At 54.2% G+C, this 24,052-nt stretch carries 20 protein-coding genes, 1 pseudogene and 1 other annotated feature; of the genes and pseudogenes, 17 read left to right on the forward strand and 4 right to left on the reverse strand.

From position 1 onward, the window contains the following. From dnaA to gyrB, 4 genes are all read left to right on the forward strand, one after another. The gene (dnaA, locus tag ACS0RQ_RS00005) at nucleotides 1-1,398 is read left to right on the forward strand and encodes a chromosomal replication initiator protein DnaA (RefSeq protein ID WP_271849159.1); all 1,398 of its coding nucleotides are present in this window, start codon (nucleotides 1-3) and stop codon (nucleotides 1,396-1,398) included. Between the two features lie 4 nt (nucleotides 1,399-1,402). Next, on the forward strand, nucleotides 1,403-2,503 hold the full coding sequence (gene dnaN, locus ACS0RQ_RS00010) for a DNA polymerase III subunit beta (protein WP_271849160.1): 1,101 nt from the start codon (nucleotides 1,403-1,405) through the stop codon (nucleotides 2,501-2,503). A gap of 138 nt (nucleotides 2,504-2,641) precedes the next feature. Beyond that, entirely contained in the window at nucleotides 2,642-3,715 is a 1,074-nt protein-coding gene (recF, locus tag ACS0RQ_RS00015; protein WP_039080028.1) for a DNA replication/repair protein RecF, read from the forward strand. A 28-nt stretch (nucleotides 3,716-3,743) separates the two neighbouring features. Then, nucleotides 3,744-6,158, forward strand: a complete 2,415-nt coding sequence (gene gyrB, locus ACS0RQ_RS00020) for a DNA topoisomerase (ATP-hydrolyzing) subunit B (RefSeq protein WP_039080029.1) — start codon at nucleotides 3,744-3,746, stop codon at nucleotides 6,156-6,158. Between the two features lie 33 nt (nucleotides 6,159-6,191). Here the strand turns inward: gyrB and ACS0RQ_RS00025 are convergent, their stop codons facing one another. Next, on the reverse strand, nucleotides 6,192-7,127 hold the full coding sequence (locus ACS0RQ_RS00025; RefSeq protein WP_271849161.1) for a LysR family transcriptional regulator: 936 nt from the start codon (nucleotides 7,125-7,127) through the stop codon (nucleotides 6,192-6,194). 110 nt (nucleotides 7,128-7,237) lie between these two features. Between ACS0RQ_RS00025 and ACS0RQ_RS00030 the strand changes: the two genes are divergently transcribed. Then, nucleotides 7,238-8,263, forward strand: coding sequence for a zinc-dependent alcohol dehydrogenase family protein (locus tag ACS0RQ_RS00030; RefSeq protein WP_271849162.1), 1,026 nt, complete (start codon nucleotides 7,238-7,240; stop codon nucleotides 8,261-8,263). A gap of 115 nt (nucleotides 8,264-8,378) precedes the next feature. Continuing rightward, nucleotides 8,379-9,191: a sugar-phosphatase gene (gene yidA, locus ACS0RQ_RS00035; RefSeq protein ID WP_039080032.1), complete on the forward strand. Its 813-nt coding sequence runs from the start codon at nucleotides 8,379-8,381 to the stop codon at nucleotides 9,189-9,191. Between the two features lie 21 nt (nucleotides 9,192-9,212). Here the strand turns inward: yidA and ACS0RQ_RS00040 are convergent, their stop codons facing one another. Next, a complete protein-coding gene (locus ACS0RQ_RS00040) occupies nucleotides 9,213-10,298 on the reverse strand; it encodes an FAD-binding protein (RefSeq protein WP_039080033.1) in 1,086 nt (361 codons plus the stop codon). A 240-nt stretch (nucleotides 10,299-10,538) separates the two neighbouring features. Here ACS0RQ_RS00040 and dgoR point away from each other — a divergent pair, with 240 nt between their 5' ends. From dgoR to ACS0RQ_RS00070, 6 genes are all read left to right on the forward strand, one after another. Continuing rightward, the gene (gene dgoR / locus ACS0RQ_RS00045; protein ID WP_039080034.1) at nucleotides 10,539-11,228 is read left to right on the forward strand and encodes a D-galactonate utilization transcriptional regulator DgoR; all 690 of its coding nucleotides are present in this window, start codon (nucleotides 10,539-10,541) and stop codon (nucleotides 11,226-11,228) included. Further along, nucleotides 11,225-12,100 (forward strand): 2-dehydro-3-deoxygalactonokinase, encoded by an 876-nt coding sequence (locus ACS0RQ_RS00050; protein ID WP_271849163.1) that lies wholly within the window; start codon nucleotides 11,225-11,227, stop codon nucleotides 12,098-12,100. Before dgoR ends, ACS0RQ_RS00050 begins: the two co-directional genes overlap by 4 nt. Continuing rightward, on the forward strand, nucleotides 12,084-12,701 hold the full coding sequence (locus ACS0RQ_RS00055; protein WP_271849164.1) for a 2-dehydro-3-deoxy-6-phosphogalactonate aldolase: 618 nt from the start codon (nucleotides 12,084-12,086) through the stop codon (nucleotides 12,699-12,701). The genes ACS0RQ_RS00050 and ACS0RQ_RS00055 overlap by 17 nt, the downstream gene beginning before the upstream one ends. After that, nucleotides 12,698-13,846: a galactonate dehydratase gene (gene dgoD / locus ACS0RQ_RS00060; protein WP_271849165.1), complete on the forward strand. Its 1,149-nt coding sequence runs from the start codon at nucleotides 12,698-12,700 to the stop codon at nucleotides 13,844-13,846. The genes ACS0RQ_RS00055 and dgoD overlap by 4 nt, the downstream gene beginning before the upstream one ends. Before the next feature lie 251 nt (nucleotides 13,847-14,097). Further along, the gene (locus ACS0RQ_RS00065; RefSeq protein ID WP_071845957.1) at nucleotides 14,098-15,435 is read left to right on the forward strand and encodes an MFS transporter; all 1,338 of its coding nucleotides are present in this window, start codon (nucleotides 14,098-14,100) and stop codon (nucleotides 15,433-15,435) included. Between the two features lie 51 nt (nucleotides 15,436-15,486). Further along, nucleotides 15,487-16,713 carry a YidR family protein gene (locus tag ACS0RQ_RS00070; RefSeq protein ID WP_271849166.1) on the forward strand — a complete coding sequence of 409 codons (1,227 nt, stop codon included), beginning with the start codon at nucleotides 15,487-15,489 and terminating at the stop codon, nucleotides 16,711-16,713. On the opposite strand, the gene ACS0RQ_RS00075 is transcribed toward ACS0RQ_RS00070, so the two are convergent. After that, nucleotides 16,714-17,046, reverse strand: a complete 333-nt coding sequence (locus ACS0RQ_RS00075) for a YceK/YidQ family lipoprotein (protein ID WP_143348914.1) — start codon at nucleotides 17,044-17,046, stop codon at nucleotides 16,714-16,716. A gap of 239 nt (nucleotides 17,047-17,285) precedes the next feature. Beyond that, nucleotides 17,286-17,360, forward strand: a sequence feature (ROSE (Repression Of Heat Shock gene Expression) occurs in the 5'-region of heat shock genes and acts as an RNA thermometer to modulate expression.). Between ACS0RQ_RS00075 and ibpA the strand changes: the two genes are divergently transcribed. From ibpA to ACS0RQ_RS00090, 3 genes are all read left to right on the forward strand, one after another. After that, nucleotides 17,354-17,767, forward strand: a complete 414-nt coding sequence (gene ibpA, locus ACS0RQ_RS00080) for a small heat shock chaperone IbpA (RefSeq protein WP_039080040.1) — start codon at nucleotides 17,354-17,356, stop codon at nucleotides 17,765-17,767. Its footprint overlaps the feature before it by 7 nt. 87 nt (nucleotides 17,768-17,854) lie before the next feature. Further along, nucleotides 17,855-18,283, forward strand: a complete 429-nt coding sequence (gene ibpB, locus ACS0RQ_RS00085; RefSeq protein ID WP_271849167.1) for a small heat shock chaperone IbpB — start codon at nucleotides 17,855-17,857, stop codon at nucleotides 18,281-18,283. A 179-nt stretch (nucleotides 18,284-18,462) separates the two neighbouring features. After that, nucleotides 18,463-20,124: a putative transporter gene (locus ACS0RQ_RS00090; protein ID WP_039080042.1), complete on the forward strand. Its 1,662-nt coding sequence runs from the start codon at nucleotides 18,463-18,465 to the stop codon at nucleotides 20,122-20,124. On the opposite strand, the pseudogene ACS0RQ_RS00095 reads toward ACS0RQ_RS00090, so the two are convergent. Continuing rightward, nucleotides 20,071-20,837 (reverse strand): annotated as a pseudogene (locus ACS0RQ_RS00095) (GntR family transcriptional regulator). The gene ACS0RQ_RS00090 and the pseudogene ACS0RQ_RS00095 sit on opposite strands and share 54 nt — an antisense overlap. A gap of 222 nt (nucleotides 20,838-21,059) precedes the next feature. Between ACS0RQ_RS00095 and ACS0RQ_RS00100 the strand changes: the two are divergent. Together ACS0RQ_RS00100 and ACS0RQ_RS00105 are read left to right on the forward strand one after the other, a co-directional pair. After that, nucleotides 21,060-22,682 (forward strand): alpha-glucoside-specific PTS transporter subunit IIBC, encoded by a 1,623-nt coding sequence (locus ACS0RQ_RS00100; RefSeq protein WP_071195129.1) that lies wholly within the window; start codon nucleotides 21,060-21,062, stop codon nucleotides 22,680-22,682. Beyond that, nucleotides 22,679-24,001 (forward strand): 6-phospho-alpha-glucosidase, encoded by a 1,323-nt coding sequence (locus ACS0RQ_RS00105; protein WP_271849168.1) that lies wholly within the window; start codon nucleotides 22,679-22,681, stop codon nucleotides 23,999-24,001. The genes ACS0RQ_RS00100 and ACS0RQ_RS00105 overlap by 4 nt, the downstream gene beginning before the upstream one ends. The last annotated feature ends 51 nt before the right edge of the window (nucleotides 24,002-24,052 follow it).

Genomic DNA, 24,052 nt, shown 5'->3' on the forward strand with positions numbered 1-24,052 from the left:
GTGTCACTTTCGCTTTGGCAGCAGTGTCTTGCCCGATTGCAGGATGAGTTACCAGCCACAGAATTCAGCATGTGGATCCGCCCGTTGCAGGCGGAACTGAGCGATAACACGCTGGCTTTGTATGCGCCAAACCGTTTTGTGCTCGATTGGGTAAGAGACAAGTATCTCAATAATATCAATGGACTGCTGAACGATTTCTGCGGTGCGGACGCCCCGCAACTGCGCTTTGAGGTCGGTACGAAGCCCGTCACGCAGGTCCACAGAGAACCTGCTCATGTCGCCGCGCCTGTACAGACGACTCACGTTCAGCCGCAGCGCTCTGCGCCGGCAGTACGCCCTGGCTGGGACAACGTTCCCGCACCGGCGGAACCGACCTACCGCTCCAACGTTAACCTTAAGCACACCTTTGATAACTTCGTCGAAGGTAAGTCGAACCAGCTGGCGCGCGCGGCGGCGCGTCAGGTGGCAGATAACCCAGGCGGCGCCTACAATCCACTATTCCTTTATGGTGGAACGGGTTTGGGTAAAACTCACCTGTTGCATGCGGTGGGTAATGGCATCATGGCGCGTAAACCCAACGCCAAAGTGGTGTATATGCACTCCGAGCGTTTTGTCCAGGACATGGTAAAAGCCCTGCAAAACAATGCGATCGAAGAGTTTAAACGCTACTACCGATCCGTTGACGCGTTGCTTATCGATGACATCCAGTTCTTTGCCAATAAAGAACGATCGCAGGAAGAGTTTTTCCACACGTTTAACGCGCTGCTGGAAGGGAATCAACAGATCATCCTGACGTCGGATCGTTATCCTAAAGAGATCAATGGCGTTGAAGATCGTCTTAAATCCCGCTTCGGTTGGGGGCTTACAGTCGCGATTGAGCCGCCTGAACTGGAAACCCGCGTTGCGATCCTGATGAAAAAGGCCGACGAGAATGACATTCGTCTGCCGGGTGAAGTGGCCTTCTTTATTGCCAAGCGTTTACGCTCTAACGTGCGTGAACTGGAAGGGGCACTGAACCGCGTTATTGCCAATGCCAATTTTACGGGCCGGGCGATTACTATCGATTTCGTGCGTGAAGCGCTGCGTGATTTGCTGGCGCTGCAGGAAAAACTGGTCACCATCGACAATATTCAGAAGACGGTGGCAGAGTATTACAAGATTAAGGTCGCGGACCTGCTGTCGAAGCGTCGCTCCCGTTCAGTCGCGCGTCCGCGTCAGATGGCGATGGCGCTGGCGAAAGAGCTCACCAACCACAGTCTGCCGGAAATTGGCGATGCGTTTGGTGGCCGTGACCATACTACCGTGCTTCACGCCTGCCGCAAGATTGAGCAGTTGCGTGAAGAGAGCCACGATATCAAAGAAGATTTTTCCAATTTAATCAGAACATTATCATCGTGACGCTATGAAATTTACCGTTGAACGTGAACATCTTTTAAAGCCGCTGCAACAAGTTAGCGGCCCGCTGGGCGGCCGCCCGACGTTGCCCATTCTCGGTAATCTGCTGCTTCAGGTTGCAGACGGTACGCTTTCGCTGACCGGTACCGATCTTGAAATGGAAATGGTGGCCCGTGTTGCGCTTGTTCAGCCGCATGAGCCCGGCGCGACTACCGTCCCGGCGCGGAAATTCTTTGATATCTGCCGTGGTTTGCCGGAAGGCGCGGAAATCGCCGTCCAGCTCGAAGGCGAGCGTATGCTGGTGCGTTCTGGTCGCAGCCGCTTCTCCCTTTCCACGCTGCCTGCCGCCGATTTCCCGAATCTGGATGACTGGCAAAGCGAGGTGGAGTTCACCCTGCCGCAGGCCACGATGAAACGTCTGATTGAAGCCACCCAGTTCTCGATGGCGCATCAGGATGTGCGTTACTACTTAAACGGCATGCTGTTTGAGACCGAAGGTGAAGAGCTGCGTACCGTGGCAACTGATGGCCACCGTCTTGCGGTCTGCTCTATGCCTATCGGCGTGAGTTTGCCAAACCATTCGGTGATCGTGCCGCGTAAAGGGGTGATTGAGTTGATGCGTATGCTCGACGGCGGTGACAACCCGCTGACCGTGCAGATCGGCAGCAATAACATCCGTGCGCATGTTGGTGATTTTATCTTCACATCGAAGCTGGTTGACGGTCGTTTCCCGGATTATCGCCGCGTATTACCGAAAAACCCGGACAAACATCTGGATGCGGGATGCGACATTCTTAAGCAGGCTTTTGCCCGTGCCGCCATTCTCTCGAACGAGAAATTCCGCGGCGTGCGTCTGTATGTCAGCGAAAACCAGTTGAAAATCACCGCTAACAACCCGGAACAGGAAGAAGCGGAAGAGATACTGGATGTGACCTACTCCGGTAGCGAAATGGAGATTGGTTTTAACGTTAGTTATGTGCTGGACGTACTTAACGCGCTGAAGTGCGAAAATGTGCGCATTATGCTGACGGATTCCGTTTCGAGCGTGCAGATTGAGGATGCGGCTTCGCAATCCGCAGCTTACGTTGTCATGCCCATGAGGCTGTAGAAAATATCGGGCTATCTTGCTTGTTATTCTGGCTCCGGGCAGTGCTCGCAATCTTCACGTACCTTAGTACGCTCCGGTTGCTGCGCGCTGGCCGTAACCAGACTAACTGCGCCGATAACGCCCTGGTTATGAGCTGATATGTCGCTATCCCGACTCCTAATCAAAGACTTCCGCAATATTGAAAATGCGGATCTCGCCTTATCTCCCGGCTTTAACTTCCTGGTTGGCGCGAACGGCAGCGGCAAAACCAGCGTGCTGGAAGCTATCTATACGCTTGGTCATGGCCGGGCGTTTCGCAGTTTGCAAATTGGTCGCGTCATTCGCCATGAGCAGGAATCATTTATTCTGCACGGGCGTTTGCAGGAGGCGGAGCGGGAAATCGCCATTGGTCTGACGAAAGACAAACAAGGCGACAGCACCGTGCGTATCGACGGAACGGATGGCCACAAGGTGGCGGAACTGGCGCTGCTGATGCCAATGCAGTTGATTACGCCTGAGGGGTTTACATTACTCAACGGCGGCCCCAAATACAGAAGAGCATTCCTCGACTGGGGATGCTTTCACAACGAAGCCGGTTTCTTTACCGCCTGGAGCAACCTTAAGCGGTTGCTCAAACAGCGTAATGCCGCGCTACGACAGGTAAGCCATTACGGCCAGTTGCGCCCGTGGGATAAAGAACTGATCCCGCTGGCGGAACAAATCAGCCTGTGGCGTGCCGAATACAGTGCCGGTATCGCCGAAGATATGGCCGATACCTGCAAACAATTTTTACCGGAGTTCTCTCTGACCTTTTCTTTCCAGCGCGGCTGGGAGAAAGAGACGGATTATGCCGAGGTGCTGGAGAAGAACTTCGAACGCGATCGCCTGCTGACTTACACCGCGCACGGCCCGCACAAAGCGGATTTCCGTATACGTGCCGACGGCGCGCCGGTGGAAGATACGCTTTCCCGTGGGCAGTTAAAACTCCTGATGTGCGCGCTACGTCTGGCACAGGGGGAGTTTTTAACCCGCGAGAGTGGTCGCCGCTGTTTGTACCTGATAGATGATTTTGCCTCGGAGCTGGATGATGCGCGTCGCGGACTGCTTGCCAGCCGCTTAAAAGCCACGCAATCACAAGTTTTCGTCAGCGCCATCAGCGCTGAACACGTACTGGACATGTCGGACAAAAATTCGAAGATGTTCACCGTGGAAAAGGGTAAAATAACGGATTAACCCAAGACAAAATGAGCGAGAAACGTTGATGTCGAATTCTTATGACTCCTCCAGTATCAAAGTCCTGAAAGGGCTGGATGCGGTGCGTAAGCGCCCGGGTATGTATATCGGCGATACGGATGACGGCACCGGTCTGCACCACATGGTATTCGAGGTGGTAGATAACGCTATCGACGAAGCGCTCGCAGGTTACTGTAAAGACATCGTTGTCACGATCCACAGCGATAACTCCGTCTCCGTACAGGATGACGGTCGTGGGATCCCAACCGGTATTCACCCGGAAGAGGGTGTCTCAGCAGCCGAAGTCATCATGACCGTGCTGCACGCGGGCGGTAAGTTCGATGATAACTCCTATAAAGTGTCCGGTGGTCTGCACGGCGTAGGCGTTTCGGTTGTAAACGCCCTGTCGCAGAAACTGGAGCTGGTTATCCAGCGTGATAATAAAGTTCACCGTCAGATCTACGAACACGGTGTGCCGCAGGCGCCGCTGGCCGTGACCGGTGATACAGAAAAAACCGGTACCATGGTGCGTTTCTGGCCGAGCTATGAAACCTTCACCAACGTCACCGAATTTGAGTATGAAATTCTGGCGAAACGTCTGCGCGAGCTGTCCTTCCTGAACTCTGGCGTATCCATCCGCCTGAAAGACAAGCGCGACGGCAAAGAAGACCATTTCCACTATGAAGGCGGTATCAAGGCATTTGTTGAGTATCTCAACAAGAACAAAACGCCAATCCACCCGAATGTCTTCTATTTCTCCACCGAAAAAGACGGTATCGGCGTCGAAGTAGCGCTGCAGTGGAACGATGGTTTCCAGGAAAACATCTACTGCTTTACCAACAACATTCCGCAGCGCGACGGCGGTACCCACCTTGCAGGCTTCCGTGCGGCGATGACCCGTACCCTGAACGCCTACATGGATAAAGAAGGCTACAGCAAAAAAGCAAAAGTCAGCGCCACCGGTGACGATGCCCGTGAAGGCCTGATTGCGGTCGTTTCCGTGAAGGTGCCTGACCCGAAATTCTCCTCGCAGACCAAAGACAAACTGGTCTCCTCTGAGGTGAAATCGGCGGTTGAACAGCAGATGAACGAACTGCTGGCTGAATACCTGCTGGAAAATCCGTCCGATGCGAAAATCGTGGTCGGCAAAATTATTGATGCGGCGCGTGCCCGTGAAGCGGCGCGTAAAGCCCGTGAAATGACCCGTCGTAAAGGCGCACTCGACTTAGCGGGCCTGCCGGGCAAACTGGCGGACTGTCAGGAACGCGACCCGGCGCTGTCTGAACTGTACCTGGTGGAAGGGGACTCCGCGGGCGGCTCTGCGAAGCAGGGGCGTAACCGTAAGAACCAGGCGATTCTGCCGCTGAAAGGTAAAATCCTTAACGTTGAGAAGGCGCGCTTCGACAAGATGCTCTCTTCTCAGGAAGTGGCGACGCTCATCACCGCGCTCGGCTGCGGTATCGGTCGCGACGAGTACAACCCGGACAAATTGCGTTATCACAGCATCATTATCATGACCGATGCGGACGTCGACGGCTCGCACATCCGTACGCTGCTGTTGACCTTCTTCTATCGTCAGATGCCGGAAATCATTGAGCGTGGTCATGTCTATATTGCCCAGCCACCGCTGTACAAAGTGAAAAAAGGCAAACAGGAACAGTACATTAAAGACGATGAGGCGATGGATCAGTATCAAATCGCTATCGCTCTGGACGGTGCGACCCTGCACACGACCGAAGGCGCACCAGCCCTGGCCGGTGAAGCGCTGGAAAAACTGGTCTCTGAATACAATGCCGCGCAGAAGATGATTGGCCGTATGGAACGTCGCTTCCCGCGCGCATTGCTGAAAGAGCTGGTGTATCAGCCGACGCTGGCCGAAGCCGATCTGGGCAACGAGCAGGCCGTCACCCGCTGGGTGAATGCGCTGGTCACCGAGCTGAACGAGAAAGAGCAGCACGGTAGCACCTGGAAGTTCGATATTCGCGAAAATGCGGAACTGAACCATTTCGAGCCGATTATTCGCGTGCGTACCCACGGTGTCGATACGGATTATCCGCTGGATAATGAATTTATCGCCGGTGGCGAATATCGCCGTCTCTGCACGCTCGGTGAAAAACTGCGTGGTCTGATCGAAGACGATGCGTTTATCGAGCGCGGTGAGCGTAAGCAGCCGATCGCCAGCTTTGAGCAGGCGCTGGACTGGCTGGTTAAAGAGTCCCGTCGTGGTCTTGCTATCCAGCGTTATAAAGGTCTGGGCGAGATGAACCCGGATCAGCTGTGGGAAACCACCATGGATCCGGAAAGCCGCCGCATGCTGCGCGTGACCGTTAAAGATGCGATTGCCGCCGACCAGTTGTTCACCACCCTGATGGGTGATGCCGTTGAACCGCGCCGTGCCTTTATCGAAGAGAACGCCCTGAAAGCGGCGAATATCGATATCTAATTATCGTTGTACAGCTATCTCTGAGCCGCGCTTTTAGCGCGGCTTTTTTATGGGATCCGGAAAATCCAGCGACATCGCCGCCGGTAAGCGGCTCACCAGCGTGTCTATGGCAATTCTCACCCTCAGCGGCAGATGCGGCGTCTTCTGCCAGACTGCATGAACGTCGAAGCGCACATTCGGTGCCTGCCTGAAAAGCAGGGTGAGTTTCCCCTTTTGAATCTCTTTGCTTGCCATCCAGCAGGGCAACCATGCAATGCCGTGTCCGGCTATTGCTGCGTCGCAGATCGCCTGTAAATCATCCATATTGAGTGATGACCGCAGAACAAGGGTTTGCGGCTTTCCTTCGTTGTCCGCAAGCTGCCAGGGTAAAATTCTGCCTGCCTGCAGATAGTTAATGGCCGTATGCTGACGTAAATCGGCAACGGTTTCAGGATGGCCTTTTCCCCTCAGATAATCCGGCGCGGCGCACAGAACCATTTGGTGCTCTCCCAGCTTTCTGGCGGCCAGCACGGTGCTGTCTGCCAGTGTACCGTTACGCACCGCCATATCGAATCCTTCCTCCACGAGATCCACCACCCTGTCGCTGAATGACATTTCCAGCTCAAGCCCCGGATGCTCTTGCGCCAGCGTGATCAGCAGCGGAGCGACGCACTGACGACCAAAGAGCACCGGCATCGCTACGCGCAGGCGGCCACTCACCTGTTGCTTCCCTGTTTCCAGTAGCGATTCTGCACTACGGATCTCCTCCAGTGCGCGCAGGCAACGCTCATAAAAAAGCGCGCCGTTATCGGTCAGCCGCTGGCTGCGGGTGGTGCGCTGAAACAGACGCACCCCCAGCCGTTGTTCAAGCCGGGCGATACTTTTTCCCACTGCCGAGCGCGATAAATGCAGACGGACAGCGGCCTGAGCAAAACTGCCCGCTTCAACGGCCGCCACGAAAACCGGAATGTCCTTTAGCGTATCGCTCATAAATTGTATCCATTATGGCATCAATAAAGAGAAAACTTATCGCCACTGGCGACACTGAGTCAACGATAGACTGTCGATACTGAAACTCATTTGATGACAGGAGAAATACGATGACAGAGACGATACAACGCTGGTCAATGGACGCCCTCGGGCGCGAAAACCTCAGACTTACCGAGGTACCCCTTCCGCAACCTGGCCCCGGTGAAGTCCGTGTACGGGTGAATGCCGTTGCGCTCAACTATCGCGATAAAATGGTCATTGAAGGCAACATGCCAATTTCGCGCTCCTTCCCCTTTACGCCGGCTTCTGACATGGCGGGCGTCGTGGACAGTACGGGCGAGGGCGTCACACGTTTCACATCCGGAGCACGCGTCATCTCCAGCTTCTTCCCGGAGTGGATCGACGGCAAGCCAAAAGCGGACGCACGCCATTTGCCCTATCGAACTCTTGGCGGTTACTTCCAGGGCATGCTGGCTGAGTACGTGATTATGAATGAAAACTGGCTGGTTGCCGCCCCGGAAACGCTGGATGACGCAGAGGCCAGCACCTTGCCTTGTGCAGGGTTAACGGCCTGGTTCGCGCTGGTGGAGCGGGGAAATTTACGCGCCGGTCAGTCGGTGCTGGTGCAGGGGACGGGCGGTGTGGCGATATTCGCGCTGCAAATCGCTAAAGCGCATGGTGCGCACGTGTTTGTCACGTCCGGCAGTGATGAAAAACTGGCGCAGGCCAAAAAGTTGGGGGCCGATCAGGGGGTTAACCGGCTAAAAGGCGACTGGGCAGAGGCGATTCTTACGCTGACCGACGATCGCGGTATTGACCATATTATTGAAACCGCGGGCGGGGAAAATCTGAAGCATTCCCTGCGAGCCGTAGCGGTTCATGGGCGAATCTCGGTCATTGGTGTGCTGGCCGGAAATGAAATATCACTCTCTGCCAGCGAGCTGTTGCTGAAATCGCCGGTGGTTCAGGGGATTGGTGTCGGTCACCGTCGTGCACTGGAAGATCTTGTGCGTGCTGTTGATGTCAACGGACTGAAACCTGTTATTGAGCACCGTTACCACTTTAACGAGCTTGATAGGGCGCTTGAACACCTTGACCGCGGTGCGTTTGGCAAAATAGTTCTCACCCGCGAGTAAGCCGTTGCTCCCTGGGATAGGTGTAAAAGGGGTGCTTTTGTTGCGCAATGTAGCTCTATTTTTGTGGGCTAAATCGCGTTAGCATGAGGCAGCACTCATTTATCCCGGGGAATTCATGGCTATCAAACTTATTGCAATCGACATGGACGGAACGCTGTTGTTGCCGGACCACACCATCTCGCCAGCGGTTAAAAACGCCATTGCGGCTGCACGCGAACGTGGAGTGAAAGTGGTGCTGACGACAGGCCGCCCTTACGCCGGGGTTCATGCCTACGTCAAAGAGCTGCATATGGAACGGGAAGGTGATTACTGCATCACTTATAACGGCGCGCTGGTGCAAAACGCCCATGACGGCAGCACGGTGACACAAACGGCACTGAGCTATGACGATTACCGTTATCTGGAAAAACTGTCTCGTGACGTTGGTTCGCACTTTCATGCGCTTGACCGCAATACGCTCTACACCGCCAACCGCGATATCAGCTACTACACGGTTCACGAATCCTATGTTGCCACTATTCCGCTGGTCTTCTGCGAGCCGGAAAACATGGATCCGAACACCCAGTTCCTCAAGGTGATGATGATTGATGAGCCGGAAATCCTCGATAAAGCCATTGCCCGTATCCCGGCAGAAGTGAAAGAGAAATACACCGTGCTGAAAAGCGCACCGTACTTCCTCGAAATGCTCGATAAGCGCGTCAATAAAGGGACTGGGGTGAAATCCCTGGCTGACGTGCTGGGCATCAAACCCGAAGAGATCATGACCCTTGGCGATCAGGAAAACGACATCGCCATGATCGAGTATGCGGGTGTAGGTGTGGCAATGGGTAACGCCATTCCGTCGGTGAAAGAAGTGGCCAACTTTGTCACCAAATCCAACCTTGAAGATGGCGTAGCGTATGCCATTGAGAAGTTTGTACTGAATTAATCTGCCGCCTGGCAGGGGCGATTATGCCCTTGCCTGCGTAGGCGTCTGCTGCTGCACCGGGATATGACCAATCCCACTTTTCATGATCAGACTGCGTATCCAGGGCGTCGTCAGGCAGCGGTTTTTAATGATTTTTCCCAGCAACTTCATGCGTAATCGACGCGTTTTCTTCCAGTATGCCGCGTTGAGGTTTTTTGTTTCTCCGCGCAACACCCCTGCCAGGATTTCCGCGCTATCCAGTGCATAGCTTATGCCTTCCAGCGAACTGGCGCTGATAAACCCCGCCGCTTCGCCAATCAGAAACGCATTCTCTTTTCCGCAGACAAAATCTGCCCAGCGGGACGGGCACAGCACTGTGCATTTCTCTGTTTTCACCGCGTCGCCAAAGCGGAAATCGAACGGTTCAAGGCGCTGCTTGAGGCGGCTAAAATTCTCCCTGCCATCCTTCATGGAAAAAGCCCCACCGAAAATGAAATAACCGTCTTTGCAGATACTCCATGAATAACAATCGGTTGTCTCATTATCAAACACGCAGGAATAGAACGGCGACGGGTGACGGTCTTTGAACCACTGCTGCAGCGAGACGTACTTGCGGATCTCATGATCGGGATATAGCAATCGCCGCACCATCGAGTTCGCACCATCGCCGCCCACCAGGTAATCTGCCGTTACTTCATGGGTTTTACCGTCAACCGCATACATCAAATGCCAGCGGTTATCCTGTCGGCAGACCTTCTTGCACAAGGCGTCGTGGTGAACGGTGACCGAAGCGGGGATTAATGATTTCATCCATAAATCAAAGGCGTGTCGGTCGATATTAACGTAACTGCGTTGATAGTTACGCGTTATCCCCGTTTGCATATCCAGCGTTTGTACGCTGAAAATTTGCGGATCGGCCATCACCTGCACCGGCAGCGTAATCCCGGCACGGATAAACGAACGTTGCGCGTCCGGGGCCAGCAATCCGCCACACGGCTTCATAAATCCGCCCGTACCCTGCTGCTGTTTTTTATCTAACGCCAGCACGCTCATGCCGCCTGCTAACTGCCGCGCCAGCGCTGCTCCCGCAGGCCCCAGACCAATAATCGCCACATCAAAATGCTGCATATCCCCTCCTCATGTTGATAAGGACGATAAGCGGCTCGGGTGAAGTTACGGTGAAGTGAAGGGGGTAATTTTGTGATCTGTCGTTCATTTTGCGATCTAAATTGTAGTACAACAATAAATTATTGTACTACATTTAAGTCCGGCAAAAGAAAAGTACGCTCTGTTTGTACTGCAAGGATGAGGTGAAAATCGCCGGTCGAGGTAAAGTAGGCATGCATACACAGTGAATAAGGGCATGTCATGACTCTCACCAAAACCGACCGTATCGTCATCACGTTAGGGCACCAGATTGTGAGCGGGAAATATGTCCCCGGCTCAGCACTTCCGTCAGAAGCAGAACTCTGCGAGGAGTTTGAAACCTCGCGCAACATCATTCGCGAAGTCTTTCGCTCCTTAATGGCGAAGAGGCTCATCGAGATAAAACGCTATCGCGGCGCGTTTGTAGCACCGCGTAATCAGTGGAATTACCTCGATACCGAAGTACTGCAGTGGGTACTGGAAAATGACTATGACCCGCGACTCATCAGCGCGATGAGCGAGGTGCGAAATCTGGTAGAGCCTGCCATTGCCCGCTGGGCGGCGGAGCGCGCTACCTCAAGCGATCTGGCGCAAATCGAGGCGGCGCTCAACGACATGATTGCGAACAACCAGAATCGCGATGCGTTCAATGAGGCAGATATTCGTTATCACGAAGCGGTGCTGGAGTCGGTACATAACCCGGTGTTACAGCAACTGACCGTGGCGATCAGCTCGCTTCAGAGAGCGGTATTTGAACGAACCTGGATGGGCGATGAAGCCAACATGCCAAAAACGCTCCAGGAACATAAGGCGCTGTTCGATGCGATACGGCATCAGGATGGCGATGCAGCAGAGCAGGCGGCGCTCACCATGATCGCCAGCTCTACCCGAAGGCTTAAGGAAATCACATGACATCTCGCTACATCGCAATTGACTGGGGGTCGACCAACTTACGCGCCTGGCTTTATCAGGGGGCGGAATGCCTGGAGAGCAGGCAATCAGAAGCCGGTGTTACGCGCCTGAATGGCAAATCCCCACAAGCGGTGTTAGCAGAAATTACCCACGGTTGGCGCGATGAAAAAACGCCCGTCGTGATGGCAGGCATGGTGGGCAGCAATGTCGGCTGGAAAGTGGCGCCATACTTACCCGTTCCTGCCTTTTTCTCCGCCATTGGCGAGCAGTTGACTGCCGTTGGTGACAATGTCTGGATTATTCCCGGCCTGTGCGTTTCTCGTGACGATAACCACAACGTGATGCGTGGCGAAGAGACGCAACTGCTGGGCGCTCGCGAACTTTCTCCTTCTTCTGTTTATGTCATGCCGGGCACCCACTGCAAATGGGTGCGCGCAGATGCGCAGCAAATCCATGATTTTCGCACCGTGATGACCGGTGAATTGCACCATCTATTGCTGCGCCATTCGCTGGTGGGGGCGGGCTTGCCCGAGCAAGAACCGTCATCGGCGGCTTTTACATCCGGGCTTGAACGCGGCCTCGCTACCCCCGCCATTCTGCCGCAACTGTTCGAGGTCCGTGCTGCTCACGTGCTGGGCAATCTGCCGCGCGAACAGGTTAGCGAGTTTTTATCGGGCCTGCTGATTGGCGCCGAAGTCGCCAGCATGGCTGAGTACGTTATCGATCATCAGGTCACCATCGTTGCGGGAAAGGCACTGTCCGGCCGTTATCAACAGGCGCTGGAGACGATTGGCCGCAAAGCTGTGGTCATTTCTGGCGACACCGCATTTCAGACAGGAATAAGGAGCATCGCTCATGCAGTGGCAAACTAACCTTCCGCTCATCGCAATATTACGTGGCATTACCCCCGATGAAGCGCTGGCGCATGTCGGCGCGGTCATTGACGCGGGATTCGATGCAGTAGAGATCCCGCTCAACTCGCCGCAATGGGAAAAAAGCATTCTGGCCGTCGTCGCAGCGTATGGCGATAAGGCGCTGATTGGCGCGGGTACCGTCCTTAAGCCGGAGCAGGTCGACCAACTGGCTGAGATGGGCTGCAAACTGATCGTCACTCCCAATATTCAGCCTGAGGTCATTCGCCGCGCGGTGAGCTACGGCATGACGGTCTGCCCGGGCTGTGCGACTGCCAGCGAAGCTTTTACCGCACTCGATGCGGGTGCGCAGGCGCTGAAAATTTTCCCCTCTTCGGCCTTTGGCCCGGACTATATCAAAGCGTTGAAAGCGGTCTTGCCATCGGACGTACCGGTCTTTGCCGTGGGCGGGGTGACGCCAGACAACCTGGCGCAATGGATTAAAGCTGGCTGTGTGGGGGCAGGGCTGGGCAGCGATTTGTATCGTGCCGGGCAGCCCGTGGAACGCACCGTGCAGCAGGCAACCGCATTTGTTAACGCGTATCGAGAGGCAGTGAAATGAAAATAACGAAACTCACCACTTACCGTTTACCCCCGCGCTGGATGTTCCTGAAAATCGAGACCGACGAAGGGTTGGTTGGCTGGGGAGAGCCGGTCATAGAAGGTCGTGCCCGCACGGTAGAAGCGGCAGTTCATGAACTGAGTGATTATCTGATTGGCCAGGACCCGGCGCGCATCAATGACTTATGGCAGGTAATGTACCGCGCCGGTTTTTACCGTGGCGGCCCGATTCTGATGAGCGCGATTGCCGGTATTGACCAGGCGCTGTGGGATATCAAAGGGAAAGTCCATAACGCGCCGGTCTGGCAACTGATGGGTGGCCTGGTGCGTGACAAAATCAAAGCGTATAGCTGGGTCGGTGGTGACCGTCCGGCGGAAGTGATCGACGGCATTAAAACCCTGCGCAATATCGGCTTCGATACCTTTAAGCTGAACGGTTGCGAAGAGATGGGCGTGATTGATAATTCCCGCGCGGTAGATGCCGCCGTGAATACCGTGGCGCAAATTCGTGAAGCCTTTGGCAATGAGATTGAATTCGGTCTCGATTTCCATGGTCGTGTCAGTGCGCCAATGGCAAAAGTATTAATTAAAGAACTCGAGCAGTATCGCCCGTTATTTATTGAAGAACCGGTGCTGGCGGAGCAGGCGGAATATTATCCGCGGCTGGCGGCGCAAACGCATATTCCGATTGCCGCAGGCGAACGTATGTTCTCGCGTTTTGAATTTAAACGCGTGCTGGAAGGCGGTGGTATTTCTATATTGCAGCCGGATTTATCCCACGCAGGCGGGATTACCGAGTGCTATAAAATTGCCGGAATGGCCGAAGCCTATGATGTGGCACTGGCACCGCACTGCCCGCTCGGCCCGGTGGCGTTGGCGGCCTGTCTGCACGTGGATTTCGTTTCCCACAATGCGGTATTCCAGGAGCAGAGTATGGGCATTCACTACAATAAAGGCGCTGAATTGCTCGACTTCGTGAAAAATAAAGAAGATTTCAATATGGAAGGTGGTTTCTTTAAACCATTGATGAAACCAGGGCTGGGTGTGGATATTGATGAAGAGAAAGTCATTGCGTTAAGTCAGAATGCGCCGGACTGGCGTAATCCGGTTTGGCGGAATGAAGACGGCACCGTCGCCGAATGGTAAATGCGCTTCATACTTCGCACTGGTGGCGCGTTGGCTGCGTTTTCTTACCCCGGTCACATACTTTTGTATGCTCCCGGGGATGCGAAAACTTGCCGCGTTACTCGGCTTGTCGCCTCGCCCCTTTGGGGCCAGCGCAAGCGCTGTTCAAAAACGCTAATGCGTTTTTGTCCCCCAGCACAAATTATTTAGCGCATTACGTGTAGTATTTTAATTAATAAATAAATTCAAACACCCTCTGTAAATTACCGGGCATGGTGAGCGGTCTCGCTATGCCCAAAATCTGGAGACAGATTGCGATGGATATTTCAGTTACTGCTGCAAAAGTCGGTCGTCGGCGTTATCTGACGCTGGTGATGATCTTTATTACGGTTGTTATTTGTTATGTCGACAGGGCTAACCTCGCGGTGGCCTCCGCGCATATTCAGCAAGAGTTCGGTATTACCAAAGCGGAAATGGGCTATGTCTTTTCTGCCTTTGCCTGGCTTTATACCTTGTGTCAGATCCCCGGCGGTTGGTTCCTCGACCGGGTCGGCTCTCGCCTTACCTATTTTATCGCCATCTTTGGCTGGTCGGTGGCGACCCTGTTCCAGGGCTTTGCGACAGGATTAATGTCGCTGATTGGTCTGCGCGCCATCACCGGGATTTTTGAAGCGCCCGCCTTTCCGACCAACAACCGCATGGTGACAAGCTGGTTCCCGGAACATGAACGTGCTTCCGCCGTGGGCTTTTATACCTCCGGTCAGTTTGTCGGCCTGGCATTTCTTACCCCGCTGCTTATCTGGATTCAGGAACTGCTGAGCTGGCACTGGGTATTTATCGTTACCGGCGGGATTGGCATCATCTGGTCGCTAATCTGGTTTAAGGTCTATCAACCGCCGCGTCTGACTAAAAGCGTCACCCATGAAGAGCTGGAATACATTCGCGAAGGCGGTGGTCTGGTAGACGGCGATGCGCCTGTGACCAAAGAGGCGCGCCAGCCGCTCACCAAAGCCGACTGGAAACTGGTGTTCCACCGTAAACTGGTCGGTGTTTACCTGGGACAGTTCGCCGTCACCTCTACGCTGTGGTTCTTCCTGACCTGGTTCCCGAACTATCTGACCCAGGAAAAAGGTATCACCGCGCTGAAAGCCGGGTTTATGACCACGGTACCGTTCCTCGCCGCGTTCTTTGGCGTGCTGCTCTCTGGCTGGCTGGCGGACAGGCTTGTGCGCAAAGGCTTTTCCCTTGGTGCGGCACGTAAAACGCCCATCATCTGCGGCCTGCTGATCTCCACCTGCATTATGGGCGCGAACTACACCAATGACCCGGTGTGGATCATGACGCTGATGGCCATCGCATTCTTTGGCAACGGTTTCGCCTCTATCACCTGGTCGCTGGTCTCCTCCCTTGCGCCGATGCGTCTTATCGGGCTGACGGGTGGCGTCTTTAACTTTGTTGGCGGTCTGGGTGGTATCACCGTGCCGCTGGTGATTGGTTATCTGGCACAGAGCTACGGTTTTGCCCCGGCGCTGGTGTATATCTCCGTGGTAGCGCTGATTGGCGCACTCTCCTACATCCTGCTGGTCGGCGACGTAAAACGGGTAGGTTAATCTCCCCGCCTTGCGCTACCCTGATGCCAAATAGGGCATCAGGGTATCCGCATGAAGCAAATCACTCGCGCGCCGCGCAACCATCAACTCACCAATATTCACACCTGGACACCGGACAGTCAGTGGCTGGTGTTTGATGTACGCCCCTCCGGCGCGTCTTTTACCGGTGAAACCATTGAACGCGTCAATATCCATACGGGCGCCGTTGAGGTTATCTATCAGGCGAAAGAGGGGGCACACGTTGGCGTAGTGACCGTTCACCCTCATGAAGAGAAATACGTTTTTATCCACGGCCCGGAAAACCAGGATGCTGACTGGCATTATGATTTTCACCATCGTCGCGGCGTCATCCACGCCGACGGAAAAACCGCCAATCTGGACGCGATGGACATCACCGCCCCCTTTACGGCGGGTGCGCTGCGCGGCGGTAGCCATGTGCATGTCTTTAGCCCCAACGGTGAGAACGTCAGTTTTACCTATAACGATCATGTTATGCATGAGCTGGACCCGGCGCAGGATTTGCGTAACGTCGGTGTCGCGGTACCTTTTGGCCCGGTACACCCCCCACTCACACATCCACGCGAGTATGCGGGTAGCCACTGGAGCGTGTTGGTAAGCCGTACCACGCCAGCGCCTGTTCCCGGCAGCGATGAGATCAACCGTGCGTATGAAGAAGGTTGGGTGGGTAACGATAAGCTGGCCTTTATTGGCGATACGCTGTCATTAACAGGCGAGAAAGTGCCGGAGCTGTTTATCGTTGATCTGCCGAAAGCGGCGCAGGGGTGGAAACAACCAGGCGATACGCCGCTGCAGGGTACGCCGACAAGCCTGCCTGCTCCACCCGCCGGGGTTTTGCAACGGCGCCTGACCTTTACCCATCAACGTGCCTTTCCTGGGCTGGTTAACGTACCGCGCCATTGGGTGCGCAGTAACCCGCAGGGCACTGTGATTGCGTTTTTGATGCGTGATGATGCGGGTATTGTCCAGCTTTGGCTGATCTCGCCACAGGGGGGCGAACCGCAGCAGTTAACCCACACGGAAACGGGCATTCAGTCTGCCTTTAACTGGCATCCTTCGGGGGCGGCGTTGGGCTTTGTGCTGGATAATCGTATCGCGCTGTGCGATGCCGCTTGCGGCAACATCACCTTTTTGACAACCGATCACGGCAATCCGCTGTCTGCCGACGCCGTCGTGTTCTCGCCGGACGGTCGGTCTATCGCCTGGATGGAAGAGATTGCGGGTTTCCGCCAGATCTGGATGACGGAAACGGGTATGTAATTACTGCTTAGCCATGGGGGCGGGTGGAATCACGTTGTCCGTCGCCATGGTGGCCTTTTCGCTTTTCTCAACGCGAGATTTAACGGAGCTGTCGGTGCGGAACATATCCCACGGCAGCAGTATCGTGTCCATAACCGCGGTAAAAGGCATATCCAGAACCACCAGGGATTTCATACCGATATTGGTGTCATCGTCGGATAACATCGTGGAGCTTGCTTTCATACCCGGATACAGGCCTTCCTTGCCCCCGGTATGCGACATCACGCTGGAGCAACCACTGAGTAACACCATTCCACTAAGCAGCGTCGAAATAAACAGAGTATTTTTCATCATTCATTAATCATCGTTATAGGCAGTATGAAGACTGCTGCTGGCGTTATATCTGTCCTGCGCCGAAATAAACAGCCTCCATGCTGCGCTCTGTGGCGACATTCTCACTTTCACCTTTTGTGCTGTGATCCCAGTCTATGCAAAGCGCGAGAAACTGCAAAAAAAAGTCAGAAAAAGACCCTTGAAAACATAAGCGTCACCCCTATTTTAAGAATGTAGCCGGAAGACACGCCGGAAGGGTGTTGGGCTACCGCAGCCTGTCCATTGTGGAAGGCAAACGACAATCTCGCTGATTTCAGGAGCTTTATTTATGCGTAACTTCGATCTTTCTCCGCTTTATCGTTCAGCTATTGGTTTCGACCGTCTGTTCAACCTGCTGGAAAACAATCAAAACCAAAGCAACGGCGGCTATCCTCCGTACAACGTTGAATTAGTTGACGAAAACCATTATCGCATCGCGATCGCGGTAGCGGGGTTCGCGGAAAGCGAACTGGACATCACCGCGCAGGACAACCTGCTTATCGTGAAAGGCGCGCACGCGACCGAACAGAAAGAACGTACCTACCTCTACCAGGGCATCGCCGAACGTAACTTCGAGCGCAAATTCCAGCTTGCCGAAAACATTTATGTTAAAGGCGCAAATCTGGTGAATGGCCTGCTGTACGTTGATCTTGAACGCGTTATTCCGGAAGCAAAGAAACCGCGTCGCATTGAGATTAACTAATTACCTGAACTGAATGCTTGCCGTCAGGGAGCATATGCGAGCCACCGGCTTGCAGGAACTTACTCGCTTCTTAGAAGGAGAAATATCATGCGTAACTACGATTTATCCCCGTTGCTGCGTCAGTGGATCGGTTTTGACAAACTGGCTAACGCGCTGCAAAGCACCACTGAGCAACAGACATTCCCGCCCTATAACATTGAAAAGGGCGATGACAACCATTACCGCATTACGCTGGCTCTGGCGGGATTCAACCAGCAAGAGCTGGATATTCAACTGGAAGGCGCCCGGTTAGTGATCAAAGGTTCGCCGGAAAAACCGGCCAACGAGCCTAAATGGTTGCACCAGGGGCTGGTTATCCAACCTTTTACCCTGAGCTTTACGCTGGCGGAAAATATGGAAGTCTCTGGCGCGACCTTCGCTAACGGCTTACTCCATATTGACCTGACCCGTAACGTGCCGGAAGCCATTGCGCCACAGCGGATCGCCATTAGCGAACGTCCTGCGCTAAACAGCTAATACCTGCGCTCTTTCACATCGAGAGGGCGCAAACACCAAAACGGTCACCTCAGGGTGGCCGTTTTGCGTTTACTTTGCTGCCGTTTCGGCGGGGCTTTTTTGTGCGCCAAAGCCCATACATACTGCTATAGCTCTGAGAGAATCCTTGATAATTACAATGTTATTCACAGGGAGCCATCATGAGTGATATAGCGTTAACCGTAAGCATGCTGGCGCTGGTCGCGGTCGTCGGTTTGTGGATCGGCAATGTAAAAATACGCGGCGTGGGTTTTGGGATTGGTGGCGTGCTTTTCGGCGGTATTATCGTCGGCCATTTTGTTGATCAGGCTGGGATTACCCTGAGCAGCCCGATGCTGCATTTCGTGCAGGAGTTCGGCCTTATCCTCTTCGTCTATACCATCGGTATTCAGGTTGGGCCGGGTTTTTTTGCCTCGCTGCGCGTTTCCGGGCTACGCCTGAACCTGTTTGCCATTCTGATTGTGATACTTGGCGGCCTGGTCACCGCTATTTTGCACAAACTCTTCAATATTCCGCTGCCCGTCATTCTGGGGATTTTCTCTGGTGCGGTCACCAACACCCCGGCTCTTGGAGCCGGGCAGCAGATCCTGCATGACCTGGGAACACCGTCTAACGTTCTCGATCAAATGGGGATGAGCTATGCGATGGCCTACCCGTTTGGCATCTGCGGCATTTTACTGACCATGTGGCTGATTCGCGTCGGTTTTCGCATCAACGTTGAGCAGGAAGCGCAACTGCATGATGCGGGCGTTAGCTCGGGTAACTCGTTGATCAAGACCATCAATATTCGCGTGGAAAACCCCAACCTGAACAATATGGCGATTCAGGATGTGCCGATGCTGAACAGCGATAAAATCATCTGTTCGCGCCTGAAACGCGATGAATTGCTGATGGTACCTTCGCCGGGCACCATTATTCAGGTTGGCGACCTGTTGCACCTGGTTGGTCTGCCGAAAGACCTGCATAGCGCGCAACTGGTGATGGGCCAGGAGGTGGACACCTCGCTCTCAACGCGGGGGACCGACCTGCGCGTTGAGCGTGTGGTCGTCACCAACGAAAAAGTCCTTGGGAAACGCATTCGCGATCTGCATTTCAAAGAGCGCTATGACGTGGTGATTTCCCGTCTTAACCGCGCCGGGGTCGAACTGGTAGCCAGCAGTGATTCCAGCCTGCAATTCGGTGACATTCTCAACCTTGTCGGGCGTCAGGCGGCCATTGATGCGGTGGCTTCTGAGGTGGGGAACGCGCAGCACAAACTCCAGCAAGTCCAGATGCTGCCTGTCTTTATCGGTATTGGATTGGGGGTGTTGTTGGGGTCTATTCCCGTCTTTGTTCCCGGCTTCCCGGTGGCATTAAAACTGGGGCTCGCGGGCGGGCCGCTTATCATGGCGCTGATCCTTGGGCGTATCGGCAGCGTGGGTAAGCTCTACTGGTTCATGCCGCCCAGCGCCAACCTTGCTCTGCGTGAGCTGGGTATCGTGCTGTTTCTCGCGGTGGTTGGACTGAAATCCGGTGGTGATTTTATCGCGACGCTGACCCACGGCGATGGGTTTAACTGGATGTGCTACGGGATTTTTATTACCGCTATTCCTTTGCTGACCGTCGGGATTCTGGCGCGGTTGTTTGCGAAGATGAACTATCTGACCCTGTGCGGCATGCTGGCCGGTTCGATGACCGATCCCCCGGCGCTGGCTTTTGCCAACGGCCTGCATGCCACCAGCGGCGCCGCCGCGCTCTCGTATGCCACGGTTTATCCACTGGTGATGTTCTTACGTATCATCACGCCGCAATTGCTGGCCGTACTGTTCTGGGGCGTCAGTTAGCACTTTTCCGGGTGGATACGCCGCAGATGGTAGTCCACCTGGTAATCACGGGTATTACGGAACATAACGGAATAATTCAGGAACTCGCCGCTGTCACTGTAGGAAAGGGAAGTGATTCTCAGCAGCGGCGTCTGTTCCGGAACATTCAGATATCCTCCCAACGATTTATCTGCCAGCACGGGAGTCAGACTCTCATAATTACCGCTGATGGTTATCCCACACTCCTTCTCAATGTAATCAAATTTCGACCCCTCAAGATGCGCCAGTGACAGATTGCGAAACAGCTTCACGGGCATAAAGCTATCCTCCAGCATCAGGGGTTTCCCTTCCACATAACGCATCCGGCGTGAAAAGTAGATCCGCTCATCCACCTGAATCCGCAGCAGGCTGGCAATGGCTGGTGGCGCGGGCATCACCTCGAATTGCAGAACCTTACTCTGTACCTCTTTACCCTGCTGGCGCAGTACCTCCACCAGCCCGGTCAGATTGGTGGTTTCATGGTGCACATCCTTGCGTGCAACAAATGTCCCGCTGCCATGGCGGCGTTCAACCAGCCCCCAGCTCACCAGCAGATCTAACGCCTTGCGAATTGTCATTCGCGCCACGCCAAACTCTTGCGCCAGTGCTTTTTCTCCCGGAAGCGGGCTGCCGATATTGTAGTCCGACGAATTCAGCCGCAGCCGTAACCTGTCGGCGATGGATTTATAGATCACCAGTAGACCTCTCTGCCCTTATCAGGCCGTGGATGCGGTTATGACACGTCCATATTTATAACCGAAAGTAGACCTGAGAGGTCAAATTAAAACCATGAATGTGATCACGAATCGCAGCGGCACGCCATGTTCGCGTATGAGTAAATTCTTATGCTCACTCCAGGCCAGCAAAAAACCATAAAGGCCTCTACTCCCTACAGGTTGTTACGTGAGGATTTAAAAATGCTCAGTCAAATACAACGTTTTGGCGGTGCCATGTTTACCCCGGTATTACTGTTTCCGTTTGCCGGGATCGTGGTGGGAATCGCTATCATGCTTAGCAACCCGCTGTTTGTCGGCGAGGCCTTAACCGCCCCGGATAATCTGTTCGCTCAAATTGTTCACATCATTGAAGAGGGCGGCTGGGCAGTATTTCGCAATATGCCGCTGATTTTTGCCGTCGGTTTACCGATTGGCCTGGCGAAACAGGCGCAGGGCAGAGCCTGTCTCGCAGTGTTGATTAGTTTCCTGACCTGGAATTACTTCATCAACGCGATGGGGATGACCTGGGGGCATTTCTTTGGCGTTAACTTCTCAGCAGAACCCGTAGCCGGAAGCGGGCTGGCGATGATCGCGGGTATCAAAACGCTTGATACCAGCATCATCGGGGCTATTATCATTTCAGGCATCGTTACCGCTATTCACAACCGCTTTTTCGACAAGCCGCTTCCGGTTTTCCTGGGGATTTTCCAGGGCACCTCGTTTGTCGTTATCCTCGCGTTTTTCGTGATGATCCCCTGCGCCTGGCTCACCCTGATGGGCTGGCCAAAAGTACAGATGGGCATCGAATCCCTGCAGGCTTTCTTACGTTCCGCCGGCGCGTTGGGCGTGTGGGTTTACACTTTCCTGGAACGTATTTTGATCCCCACCGGATTACACCACTTTGTCTACGGTCCGTTCATCTTTGGCCCGGCTGCGGTAGAAGGCGGTATCCAGGTCTACTGGGCGCAGCACCTGCAAGAATTCAGCCAGAGCACCTTGCCGCTGAAAACGCTGTTCCCGGAAGGCGGATTTGCGCTGCACGGCAACTCCAAAGTGTTCGGCTCAGTCGGGATTGCGCTGGCAATCTGGTATACGGCGTCAGCGGAAAACCGCGTTAAGGTCGCGGGCCTGCTGATTCCGGCCACGCTTACCGCCGTGCTGGTGGGCATTACTGAACCACTTGAATTCACTTTCCTGTTTATCTCGCCGCTGCTGTTTGCCATTCATGCCGTGCTGGCGGCATCAATGGCGACAACGATGTATGTTTTTGGCGTTGTGGGCAATATGGGCGGCGGACTGCTTGACCAGTTCCTGCCCCAGAACTGGATTCCGATGTTCCACAACCACGCCTCAATGGTCTTCACCCAGATTGGTATTGGCGTCTGCTTTACCGGTCTCTATTTCGTGGTTTTCAAAACGCTGATTGAACGACTGAACCTCAAAACCCCCGGTCGGGAAGAGAGCGAAATCAAACTCTACAGCAAGGCTGATTATAAAGCGGCGCGCGGGCAAACCACCGCACCGGCCGCAGCCAGCCAACAGATCGGTCAAGCCGCCGGATTCTTACAGGCTCTTGGCGGCGCGGCAAACATCGAAAGCATCAACAACTGCGCCACCCGCTTACGCATCGCGCTGGTTGATATGGCGCAAACCCAAAGCGATGAAGTCTTTAAAGCCCTGGGCGCACACGGTGTGGTGCGACGCGGCAACGGCATTCAGGTGATTGTCGGTCTGCATGTTCCCCAGGTGCGCGACCAGCTTGAATCGCTGATGAAAACCCCTTTAACGAACGAACAAACCACCATGACGGAGGCTGTATCATGAAAAAATTCTCAGTTGTCATTGCAGGCGGCGGTAGTACTTTTACTCCCGGTATTGTCCTGATGTTATTAGCTAACCGTGATCGCTTCCCGCTGCGCGCTCTGAAATTCTATGACAACGATGGCGCACGTCAGGAGACCATCGCGGAGGCATGCAAAATCATCCTTCAAGAACAGGCGCCGGAGATTGCCTTTAGTTACACCACCGATCCGAAAGCGGCCTTTACCGATGTCGATTTTGTGATGGCGCATATCCGCGTGGGTAAATACCCGATGCGCGAAAAAGACGAGAAAATCCCGCTGCGCCATGGCGTGCTGGGCCAGGAAACCTGCGGACCGGGTGGAATTTCCTACGGTATGCGCTCTATCGGCGGTGTGCTGGAACTGGTGGACTATATGGAGCAGTATTCTCCGAATGCCTGGATGCTGAACTACTCCAACCCGGCGGCTATTGTCGCGGAAGCGACTCGCCGTCTGCGCCCGAACGCCAAAATTCTCAACATTTGCGATATGCCGATCGGCATTGAAGGACGTATGGCTCAGATCGTCGGACTGAAAAACCGCAAAGAGATGCGTGTGCGTTATTACGGTCTGAATCACTTTGGCTGGTGGACGTCGATTGAAGATCTAAACGGTAATGATTTGATGCCAAAGTTGCGGGAATATGTGGCGAAAAACGGTTATGTGCCGCCATCTGACAACGCCCATACAGAAGCCAGTTGGAATGATACCTTTGCTAAAGCAAAAGACGTGCAGGCGCTCGATCCCGATACCATGCCGAACACTTACCTGAAATATTATCTCTTTCCGGATTATGTGGTGGCGCACTCCAATCCAGAATGCACCCGTGCCAATGAAGTAATGGATCATCGTGAGAAGCATGTTTTCAGCGCTTGCCGGGCGATTATTGAAGCCGGTAAATCCTCCGCCGGGGAGCTGGAAATCGATGAACATGCGTCGTATATCGTCGATCTGGCGACCGCGATTGCGTTCAATACCCAGGAGCGCATGTTGTTGATTGTGCCGAATAACGGCGCAATTCATAACTTTGATGCTGACGCGATGGTGGAAATCCCCTGCCTGGTCGGTCATAACGGCCCAGAGCCACTCACCGTGGGGGATATTCCACACTTCCAGAAAGGGTTGATGAGTCAGCAAGTGGCGGTGGAAAAACTGGTGGTGGATGCCTGGGAGCAGCGCTCGTATCAGAAATTATGGCAGGCGATCACGCTGTCCAAAACCGTACCGAGCGCCTCGGTTGCGAAAGCGATTCTGGATGACCTGATTGAAGCCAATAAAGAGTATTGGCCAGAACTACACTAATCTTCCCGACCGGCATCACCCGATGCCGGTTTTTTGTCCTTGTCGATTTAC

Origin of the sequence: Phytobacter diazotrophicus, assembly GCF_052061655.1 — a bacterium.
GTDB lineage: Bacteria > Pseudomonadota > Gammaproteobacteria > Enterobacterales > Enterobacteriaceae > Phytobacter > Phytobacter diazotrophicus.